This window comes from Amycolatopsis iheyensis (assembly GCF_024703995.1).
Classification (GTDB): domain Bacteria; phylum Actinomycetota; class Actinomycetes; order Mycobacteriales; family Pseudonocardiaceae; genus Amycolatopsis; species Amycolatopsis iheyensis.
In genome coordinates this window covers 137,524-146,478 of record NZ_JAMXQV010000021.1, presented here as the reverse complement: position 1 = coordinate 146,478, position 8,955 = coordinate 137,524, and the positions used below count along the sequence as shown (strand labels likewise).

Here is an 8,955-nt window from a genome sequence, read left to right as displayed (position 1 = left end):
CGCCGTCCGGCCGGTCAGCCGAGAGTGATCACCGGCACCAGCTTGTGGAGCAAGGTGACGAGCTGCCGGCGTTCCGCCGGGGAGAACACGCCGAACGCTTCCGCTTGACGTTCGCGCCGGCGGTCCAGCAGGCGGGTCAGCCGCTCGCCGCCATCCGGGGTCAACGTCACCAGGACCTTGCGCTCGTCCTCGGGTGATCGGCGGCGCACCACGACTCCGGCGGCTTCCAGCTGCTGGAGCATCCGGGTGGCCGTGGGGATGGTCACGTCGGCCGCGGCGGCGAGCCGGCCGACCGGCAGTTTCGGCTCGGCCGCCAGGGGCTCGAGGAGCGTGACCTGGGGGAGCGACAGCCCGCCGTCGCGGTCCGCGCCCGCCGAGCGGGCCTTGCGCATGGCGAAGAACACCGCGTCGGCCGCCTGGACGAGCTCGTCGACCTCGGCGGCTGTCGGTGGCTGGTTGCCCGTCGTCGTCATGCGCGTTAGCCTAGCAAAGTAATAGTTAGCAACCTAGCTATTAGGAGGCTAGGAATCATGAGTGACCGGATCGACGTCCACCAGCACCTCCTCCCCACCCGCTACCGCGAAGCACTGGAAAGCAGCGACCTGACCGCGGGCGGGTGGCCGACGCCCGCGTGGAACCCCGGCGACGCGACCGCGATGATGGACGACGCGGGCATCGCCACCGGGGTCCTGTCCATCAGTGCGCCGGGCGTCCACTTCGGCGACGACGCCGCGGCGCGCGACCTGGCCCGCGAGGTCAACGACTTCCAGGCCGAACTCGTCAAGGACGCACCCGCCCGGTTCGGGCACTTCGCCGTGCTCCCGCTGCCGGACTTCGACGGCGCGGTCGCCGAGGCGGTGCGCGCGCTGGACGAACTGCACGCCGACGGCGTCGTCCTGCTGTCCAACGCCCGTGGCCGGTACCTGGGCGACCCGGCGTACGAACCACTGTGGACGGAGCTGGCCGCGCGCCGCGCCGTGGTGTTCGTGCACCCGGCCGAGCCGCCGATCGCCCGGCTCGACGGCCTGCCCAGCCCGCTGCTGGACTTCCCGTTCGACACCACGCGCACGGCGCTCGACCTGGTGGCGCACGGGGTGTTCGATCGGCACCCGGAGCTGCGGATCATCCTTTCGCACGCCGGGGGGTTCCTGCCGTTCGCCGCGCACCGGTTCGCCGGCGCCGCGATGTTCAACCCCGACACCACGCCGGAAGGCATCCTGGCCGGGTTGCGGAAGTTCTACTTCGACACCGCGCTGTCCGCGGCGGCGACGTCGCTGCCGTCGTTGTTCGCCTTCGCCGAGCCCGGGCACGTCCTCTACGGCAGTGACTTCCCGTTCGCGCCGAAGGAGTGGCGAGGGGAGTTCGACCGGTACCTCACCGCCTACGACGGCCCCGGCGCGCAGCGTTTCCCCGATGTCGACCGCGCCGCGGCGGAGGCGTTGTTCCCCCGGCTCGCCACCGGCTGACGCCACCCGCGGTCCCGGCCCTCGCCGGGCCGGCTCGAGCGGGTCAGGACAACTGCTCGTCGTAGTCGGGCAGCTTGAAGCCCTTTTCGTAGTTTCCGCCGGTGAAGTCGCCGGGGCGGTTGCCGACGTTCGCGATGATCGTGTAACCCGCGGCGACGTACTCCCTGCGGCAGCGCTGTTTCGTGTCGGTGGCGTGCTGCTCGCCGCTCTTGCGGACGCACACCCGGTCGACGGGGTAGCCGACGCTCGTCAAAGCCTCCTTCGCGTCCGATGCGTCGCTGCGGAAACTGGCGACGAGCACGCTGACGCCGAGGCTTTTGGCGTGCCGGGTGAAGTCGAGGACGTCCTGAGTGGCGTGGCCGGGCCGGTAGTGGGTTTCCAGCGCCGTGTTGTCGATGTCGGTCACGATGGCGAGCTTCGAACCGCCCCGGGAAACCCGGGTGTCGAGGTAGCCGGTGCCGCCGGCCATGGCTTGGTGGACGTCGGCGAGCCAGGTCTCGAAGCTCGGCAGCCCGCTCGCCGAGGCGGGCTCGGCGGTCCCCGCGGCGATGGCGGCGCAGGCCAGGGCGCAGGCCGCGGTGCGGGTGACAACGGTTTTCCGCATGGTGGCGTCCTTCGTGATCGGCGGCGATTCGTTGCGCCGCAGTGGTTTCGACGTCAACGATGGTACGAAGCCCGTCTCGGCGGGGTACCCGGCGAAAGTCGTTAACAGTATCCAGGGCTCGTGCGCCGCGGCGAAAACGAGGATCATCGGCGCATGACCGAGACGTCCTTCGCCTGCGCGCTCAGCGCCGCCATCGACCGCGCGGGGCTCAGCTTGCGCCGGCTCCAGCGGGCCCTCGAAGTGCGGGGCACGACGGTCAGCGTCGCCACCCTGAGCTACTGGAGCAGCGGCCGCAGCCGGCCGGAGCGCGACGTCGCCACGGTGCTGGCCGCGTTGGAGGAGGTCCTGCACCTGCCTGGCGGCGAACTGTCCGCATTGCTCGGTGCGCGCCGGTGCCGTGGCCCGGCTGCCCGGTCCACACAGGACGTGCACCGGATGGCGAACGCCTGGGGCGCCCCGGTCTCCCTCCGCGACGCGCTGGCCGACTGCACCGTGCCGCCGGTGCGGGCGGTCGCCCGGCACGACACCCTGTACCTCGACCACCGCGGCGTGAACGAGCGGCTGGCGGCCGCCGTGACCCTGCTCGCCACCGCGCCCACCCGCCGCGCCGTCGTGCTCGTGCGTGGTGCTTCACGTGAGCGGATTCCCGTGCTCGGCAGAACCCGCGGCTGCGTCCTGCGCCGCTGCCGGGTCGTCGCCGGGCAAGGGCTCGCGTTGCTGGAGCTCGAACTGGACCGGCTGCTGCTCGCCGCCGAAACCGGCCGGATCGAGTACGAGGTGCTGTTCGACGACGACGTCCGCAACGACCACTGGTTCCTGCGAACCCACCGCACGGTGCGGGATCTGCGGCTGACCGCGGTGTTCACGGCGCCGATGACGCCGGCCGCGGTCGCCGTCGTGGCACCCGGCCCGCACCGGGGCGTCCAGCGGACCGCGACGGGCTTCACGGCCGCGGCGGGCAATGTCCGCCCCGGGTGTTTCGGGCTGCGCTGGAGCTGGCCCGACAGCGACGCAGACCCCGGCTCGATCGGCTGGATGATCACTTCCCGGAGGGCGACACCGGTGCCGTCTCGATACTCGACGTCCTGACCCGGGTGCCGTGACGCGGCGGGCCGCTACTTCTTGAGGCGGCGGCTGCCGGCGTGCCAGTCCTCCGTCTTGCCCGGCTCGTGCGCGGTGACGCCGAACGAGGGCAGCTGGGGACGTTCGCGCAAGCTGCGCTTGAGCTCGGCGAAGCCGGGGAACCGGGCGAGGCCGACGACGTGGTCCCACAGCTGCCCGGCCTGGTCCGCGTCCGGCAGCCGGCTGATCACCGGCCCGAAGAAGGCGACGCCCGCGGGCGGTTCGAAGTGGATGATCGGCGTGCCGACGTCCCTGCCGGTCAAGGAGAGCGCCTCGTCGGACTCCGCCTGGATCTCGGCGTCGCGTGCGGTGTCGTCGAGCGCGTCGGCGAGCGAGGTGGGCAGGCCCGCCTCGGCGAGGGCGTCGGCGGCGAGGTCGGGAGTGCCTTGCCAGCCGGGAGTCCGGCCCTCGTCGGGGCCGGCTTCGAAGATGCGCGCGCCGAACGCCGCGTACAGCGGGCCGATCGCCTCCCGGCCGTGCTTCTCCCGGACCGCCGACGCCACCCGCAGCAGCCGCAGGCCCGCGGTGTGCTGGGCGGGGTACTCCGGCGGGAAGTGGGTGTCGTAGTCGAGGTGCGCGTTGATCAGGCGCAGGGAGATGAACCGCCAGTCGACGGTGTAGTCGCGCTGCGCCTGGACCAGCCGGATCCACTTGCTCGTCATCCACGCGAACGGGCAGATCGGGTCGAAGTAGAAGGTGATGTCACTGCTCATGTCACGATCCTAGGTCGGGGTCGGAGTGGCTGCTGCGGTACTACGAAGAGCAGTGCCTGATCCGGCCGAGGCGCGAGGAGAACGGCTATCGGTCCTACGCGGAGCCGCAGGTCGAACGGGTGCGGCAGGAGGGGTGCCGAGGAATCTTTACCGAAAGTTCGGTAAAGTAGGCGCATGGCACGCCCTCCCTCCATCGACGAGGCCCAGCTGCTCGATCTCCTGGTCGCCGTGTTCCGCGAGAAGGGCTTCGACGGCACCGCGATCGGTGACCTGTCCGCCGCGACCGGGCTGCAGCGGGCGAGCCTCTACCACCGGTTCCCGGCCGGGAAGGAGGAGATCGCCGACGCGGTCCTGACCGCGGTCGGGCAGCGGTTCCTCTGGATCCTGGCCCCGATGCGCGAGGACCCCGACGTCGCCAAGGGAATCCGGGCGACCGCCCGCCGGCTCGGCGACTTCTACGGCGCCGGTGCGCTGTCGTGCGTACTCGACACCATGACGCTGGCCGGAACGCCGCCGAAGCTGCGCGAGCACGCCCGCGCGCTCGGGAAGACGTGGATCGACGCCATGGCCGATGCCTCCCGGCGCGCCGGGCGCACGCCCAAGCAGGCCGCCCGGGCCGCCCGGGACGGCTTCCTGCGCATCGAAGGGGCGCTCGTGCTGGCGCGCGTGCTGGGGGACACCGACGCCTTCGCCGAGGCCGTGGCCGAGCTGCCGAAGCTGCTGATGCCGCCGAAGGGTTAGGTGTCCGGCGCCGCGGTCGCGGTGATCCGGGACTCCCTTGTGCTTCTGGGTCTTTGAATATTACCGAACGTACGGTAAAAATGGCGACGTCACCTACCGGTCAACCGAGGAGCACGTTCATGACCAGCAAGACCGCCGTCGTGGTGTTGTCCGACCCGTCCACCGGCACCGAGGAGGCCCTGGGCCGGGTGTTCAACGCCCTCGCCACCGCGTGGGAGTTCGCGCAGGGCGGTGAAGCACTGGTGCTGTTCCAGGGGGCGGGCACCCGCTGGCCGGCCGTGCTGGCCGACGCGGCCCACCCGGCGCACGAGCTGTACACCGCGGTCAAGAAGCAGGTCGCCACGGTGGCGTCGGGCGGCTGCGCGACCGTCTTCGGCGCGACCCAGGGCGTCGAGGACGAGGACATCAAGCAGATCAGCCAGAACCAGGCGCCGGGCACCCCGGGGGTCGCGAGCATCCGCGAACTGGTGCAGTCCGGCTACTCGGTCCTGACCTTCTGACGCCGTCGCCGCCCGCATCGACTGTCGGCCCCCGCGGTGGCGCTCCCGCTTCGACCGAGACCACGGCTGAAGCGGGAGCCGTCCTCAATGACCCGCGCGATTCGCCTGCGGGCTCAGGGCTTCTCGAAGTGCTGGTAGTCGATGGGGGTGTCCCAGGACCCGCCCCAGGTCCAGCCGCGAGTCGTGAACGCCCGCTCGGTCGCGTCGCCCGCGTGGATCATGCCCGGCGCGTGGAGCGTTCGGTCGGCGTACGGCGCGCCGTTCGGCGGGTAGATCGCGCCGCTGCCGGAGATGTACGGGTTCTGGACCGTGTTGATGTCGATCGCGCGGCCGTAGGAGTGGTTGGACCACGCCGTGCCGCCGGTGATCGCGCGGCAGTTGAACGCCGACGTGTTGTTCGCGGCCATCGAGGCGTCGTCGTCGGAGTCGTACTTCTCCACGGTTTCCATGCGTTCGATGGGGAACCTGCCGAAGTAGAGGTCCGCGAAGGTGTAGGCGACCTCGACGGCGCGGTCGGCGTTGACGACCAGTTCGCCGCGGTGCACCGCACCGTCGAAGCCGTAGAAGTTCAGGCTCAGCAGCCGCAGCTGCTCGGGGCCGACCGGGCAGCCCTCGTGCCAGCTGGAGGCGAGCCGCTGCGCGGAAACCGGTTTGATGAGGGCGAGGAACGGCGGGAGACCGCTTTCCGGCCTGGTGATTTCGACACCCGGTCCGGTATCGGCCGACGCCTGCGTGGTGCCGGCGAGTACCGCCGAAACCGCGAACGTGAGGACTGCGAAAGCTCTGGTGATCCGTTTCATGCCGCTGACACGCCCGGCCAGGCCGGCCGGCTGCGGCGGAGTCGGATTCCTCACAACGGCTAAACCGGCGGCACCGCTGCGGCTCGAGGCATTCGCCGAAGTGGCCGACGAGATCTTCCTGCCGGCTCCGAGGCGCTCGCGAAGCTATCCGGACGAGGGAGTCTCCTGGCGGAGGGTCAGGTAGACGGCGCGCACCGCGAGGGTGCGCTCGATCTCGTCGATGAGCGGGGCGAAGAACTGCTTGCGGTGCTCGGTGTCGCTCATCGACGTGACGGCGAAGTACATGCTGCCGAACCCGGCGAGCAGGGTCGCGTTGCGCAGCAGGGCGACCGGGACGCCCGGCAGCAGCGGTGAGATCGCCGGCTTCGCGCCGATCCACTGTTCGGCCGCGGCCGGGGTCACGATGATCACGCCGAGGAGGACGAAGAACGCGAAGAGGGCGAGGCCGATCACCGCGGCCTGGACCAGCTGCCGCGTGGCGAGCATCAGCAGCAGGTTGCGTTTCTGGCGTCCGTTGAGGCTGACCGCGCGCACGGGCCCCTCGACGGTGACCGCGGCGAGCGGCGTCCCGGCGCACGCGGCGGTCAGCATGGCCGGGCTGAAGTCCTGTTCGACGCGGCCGATCTCCTCGCGCAGGCGCGCGGCCGCGGCGAGCACGGTCACTGCGCCGAACAGGGCGACCACCAGGGCGAGGCGCCACCAGTCGAGCTGGTTCATCAGCTGCCACAGCTCCCCGGTGAAGAAGAGGAACAGGGTGACGAACAGCAGCACCGGCAGGGCCCGGCCGAGGACCTGCACGCTGTTGCGGAGGTCGGTGACCGCCTGCCGGACGGCCTGGCGCACGAGGGTGCCGAAGCCGTAGGTGGTGGCGAGGTAGGTGGCCGCGAAGACGGCGGCGAAGAAGACGAGGAACGCGAGGACGCCCAGCGCGCGGGCGCCCGGCAGGGTGATGGCGCCGTCGAACGCGAGCTGCAGCAGCGGGACGGCGACCGGCATCGCGGCGTAGGCGGCGAGGATGGTGATGGTCGTCGCGCGGGAGAAGCGGGGGAGGCGCCGGACGAACAGCGAGATCGTCACCCAGGCCGCGATGGTCACCGCGACGACGATGCCGAGCAGCACCCACCGGCCCGAGCCGGCGGTCTTGAGCGGGACGAGCCAGGCGAGGCTGGCCAGCATGACGAAGGCGAGCGCGGGCAGCATCCGGGGCAGGACGTGCTCGGTGAAACCGTACCCGGCGATCATCGTCGGGGTGCCGCGCCGGAGGAACCAGCGTTCGGTCCGCTGGGTCCGCGCCCGAGGTGAGGAGGTCGGCATGGACAGATGATCCCCGGCGACCTCAGGCCGTGCCGGACCGCAGGTCCCCGACGACCCGCCGGCACAACCGGGTGAGGGTGGCGCGGAGGTCGTCGTCGGAGAGGTGGGTCAGGCGGCGGTTCACCACGCCGAGGTCGCTGATCAGCCAGTAGGCCGCCTGCTCGTCGACCGTGGGCGCCGGGCCGAACATCAGGTGCAGGGCGCGTTCGCTCAACGCGTCCAGGTCGCGGCTGATCCGCTCGTGACGCCGCACGATCGGGTCCTGCCGGCTCATCGGCGCGAGCGTGCGGTACGCGGTCACGACCTGCTCGACCCAGGTGGTGATCAGGTGGTCGATGCGCTCGGCCCGGTCGGTGATGCGCTCGGCCGCGTCGAGGCGTTCGGTGAGTGCGTCGACCGTCGGGGCCAGGAGGGCTTCGAGGATCGCGATCTTCGTCTTGAAGTAGTAGTAGACGTTGGCCTTCGTGACACCCATGGTGTCGGCGATGTGCTGCAGCGAGGTGGCGTCGAAGCCGTGCTCCAGGAACAGGTCCCGCGCGGTGTCGAGCACCGCCTGCCTGGTCCGCTCGGCCTGAGCCGCCCTGGTCGACACCATCCGGTCATCGTAGCCGCGTGCTACTCTCGATTTCATTAGCCGAGCGGCTAATGAAAACTGGAGGAGACATGACCGAGACGGTGCTGGTGACCGGCGGGACGGGCTACGTGGCCGGCTGGTGCGTCGCGGAGCTGCTCGGCCGCGGCTACGACGTCCGCGCGACCGTGCGCGACGAGAGCCGCGGCGACCGGGTCCGGCAGGCGGTCGCCACGGTGACGGACCGGGCGGACCACCTCGAGTTCGCCGTCGCCGACCTGACTTCCGACGACGGCTGGAAGGCCGCCGTGGACGGCTGCGCCTACGTCCTGCACGTGGCTTCGCCGCTGGGCGCGGACCCGGGCGCCGAGGACGAGGAGCGGGCGCTGCTGATCCCGGCCCGGGACGGCACCGTGCGGGTGCTGCGCGCCGCGGCCGAAGCCGGGGTGCGCCGGGTCGTGATGACCTCGGCCGCCAACACCGCGAGCCCGACGTCCTACGAGACCGACGGGGTCACCGACGAGACACTGTGGACGGACCTGTCGGCGCCGGACCTGATCCCGTACCGGCGGGCGAAGACCGCGGCCGAGCGGGCGGCGTGGGACTTCATGGACTCCTACGCGGGCCCGATGACCCTGGCCACCGTCCTGCCCGGCGCGGTGTTCGGGCCGCTGCTCTCGCCCGACACGCTCGGCTCGGTGCAGATCATCGGGCGCATGCTCGCCGGGGCGATGCCCGGGGTGCCCCGCATCGGCCTCGAGGTCGTCGACGTGCGGGACCTCGCCGACGTCCACGTCCGGGCGATGACCGCCCCGGAAGCCGCCGGGCAGCGGTTCCTCGCGACCGGGGAGTTCCAGTGGATGCGCGACATCGCCGTCATCCTGAACGAGGCCTACGGTGAGCAGGTCTCGACGCAGGAGATCCCGGACGACGTCGTGCGCGCCGCGGCCGAGACCGACGAGTCCATGCGCGGCATCCTGCCCGGCCTCGGCCGCCGCAACCGGCACCGCACGGAGAAGGCGGAGCGGCTGCTCGGCTGGTCGCACCGCTCGGCGAAGACCAGCGTTCTGGACTGCGCGCGCAGTCTGGTCGCCCACGGTGTCGTGACCGCGTGAAGATCGTCC

The 8,955-nt window shown here is 71.3% G+C and carries 13 protein-coding genes; 7 read left to right on the top strand and 6 right to left on the bottom strand.

Translation table 11 applies throughout. The features are described 5' to 3' along the window. Positions 1 to 14: 14 nt before the first annotated feature. Positions 15 to 473 (bottom strand): MarR family winged helix-turn-helix transcriptional regulator, encoded by a 459-nt coding sequence (locus M8542_RS34135; RefSeq protein WP_257924434.1) that lies wholly within the window; start codon positions 471 to 473, stop codon positions 15 to 17. Positions 474 to 530: 57 nt separating this feature from the next. Here M8542_RS34135 and M8542_RS34130 point away from each other — a divergent pair, with 57 nt between their 5' ends. Continuing rightward, complete coding sequence (locus M8542_RS34130; RefSeq protein ID WP_257924433.1) at positions 531 to 1,466, top strand: amidohydrolase family protein; 936 nt, start codon at positions 531 to 533, stop codon at positions 1,464 to 1,466. 43 nt (positions 1,467 to 1,509) lie between these two features. Here M8542_RS34130 and M8542_RS34125 read toward each other — a convergent pair whose 3' ends face one another. Next, a complete protein-coding gene (locus M8542_RS34125) occupies positions 1,510 to 2,070 on the bottom strand; it encodes an HAD family acid phosphatase (RefSeq protein ID WP_257924432.1) in 561 nt (186 codons plus the stop codon). Between M8542_RS34125 and M8542_RS34120 the strand changes: the two genes are divergently transcribed. Together M8542_RS34120 and M8542_RS34115 are read left to right on the top strand one after the other, a co-directional pair. Continuing rightward, positions 2,069 to 2,227, top strand: coding sequence for a hypothetical protein (locus M8542_RS34120; protein ID WP_257924431.1), 159 nt, complete (start codon positions 2,069 to 2,071; stop codon positions 2,225 to 2,227). The two genes, M8542_RS34125 and M8542_RS34120, sit on opposite strands and share 2 nt — an antisense overlap. Beyond that, complete coding sequence (locus M8542_RS34115; protein WP_257924430.1) at positions 2,224 to 3,159, top strand: hypothetical protein; 936 nt, start codon at positions 2,224 to 2,226, stop codon at positions 3,157 to 3,159. Before M8542_RS34120 ends, M8542_RS34115 begins: the two co-directional genes overlap by 4 nt. Before the next feature lie 26 nt (positions 3,160 to 3,185). On the opposite strand, the gene M8542_RS34110 is transcribed toward M8542_RS34115, so the two are convergent. Then, positions 3,186 to 3,905, bottom strand: a complete 720-nt coding sequence (locus M8542_RS34110) for a mycothiol-dependent nitroreductase Rv2466c family protein (RefSeq protein ID WP_257924429.1) — start codon at positions 3,903 to 3,905, stop codon at positions 3,186 to 3,188. Between the two features lie 29 nt (positions 3,906 to 3,934). Between M8542_RS34110 and M8542_RS34105 the strand changes: the two genes are divergently transcribed. From M8542_RS34105 to M8542_RS34095, 3 genes are all read left to right on the top strand, one after another. After that, positions 3,935 to 4,075: a MerR family DNA-binding transcriptional regulator gene (locus M8542_RS34105; RefSeq protein WP_372508680.1), complete on the top strand. Its 141-nt coding sequence runs from the start codon at positions 3,935 to 3,937 to the stop codon at positions 4,073 to 4,075. A gap of 4 nt (positions 4,076 to 4,079) precedes the next feature. Then, positions 4,080 to 4,646: a TetR/AcrR family transcriptional regulator gene (locus M8542_RS34100; protein WP_257924428.1), complete on the top strand. Its 567-nt coding sequence runs from the start codon at positions 4,080 to 4,082 to the stop codon at positions 4,644 to 4,646. 119 nt (positions 4,647 to 4,765) lie between these two features. Next, positions 4,766 to 5,146: a DsrE family protein gene (locus tag M8542_RS34095; RefSeq protein ID WP_257924427.1), complete on the top strand. Its 381-nt coding sequence runs from the start codon at positions 4,766 to 4,768 to the stop codon at positions 5,144 to 5,146. A gap of 113 nt (positions 5,147 to 5,259) precedes the next feature. Here the strand turns inward: M8542_RS34095 and M8542_RS34090 are convergent, their stop codons facing one another. The 3 genes from M8542_RS34090 to M8542_RS34080 all read right to left on the bottom strand — a co-directional run bounded on the left by M8542_RS34090 (position 5,260) and on the right by M8542_RS34080 (position 7,855). Continuing rightward, on the bottom strand, positions 5,260 to 5,946 hold the full coding sequence (locus M8542_RS34090) for a M15 family metallopeptidase (RefSeq protein WP_257924426.1): 687 nt from the start codon (positions 5,944 to 5,946) through the stop codon (positions 5,260 to 5,262). Between the two features lie 144 nt (positions 5,947 to 6,090). Continuing rightward, entirely contained in the window at positions 6,091 to 7,260 is a 1,170-nt protein-coding gene (locus M8542_RS34085) for a hypothetical protein (protein ID WP_257924425.1), read from the bottom strand. A 22-nt stretch (positions 7,261 to 7,282) separates the two neighbouring features. Continuing rightward, entirely contained in the window at positions 7,283 to 7,855 is a 573-nt protein-coding gene (locus tag M8542_RS34080) for a TetR/AcrR family transcriptional regulator (protein WP_257924424.1), read from the bottom strand. 68 nt (positions 7,856 to 7,923) lie between these two features. Between M8542_RS34080 and M8542_RS34075 the strand changes: the two genes are divergently transcribed. Beyond that, complete coding sequence (locus M8542_RS34075; protein WP_257924423.1) at positions 7,924 to 8,946, top strand: NAD-dependent epimerase/dehydratase family protein; 1,023 nt, start codon at positions 7,924 to 7,926, stop codon at positions 8,944 to 8,946. Positions 8,947 to 8,955: the final 9 nt, after the last annotated feature.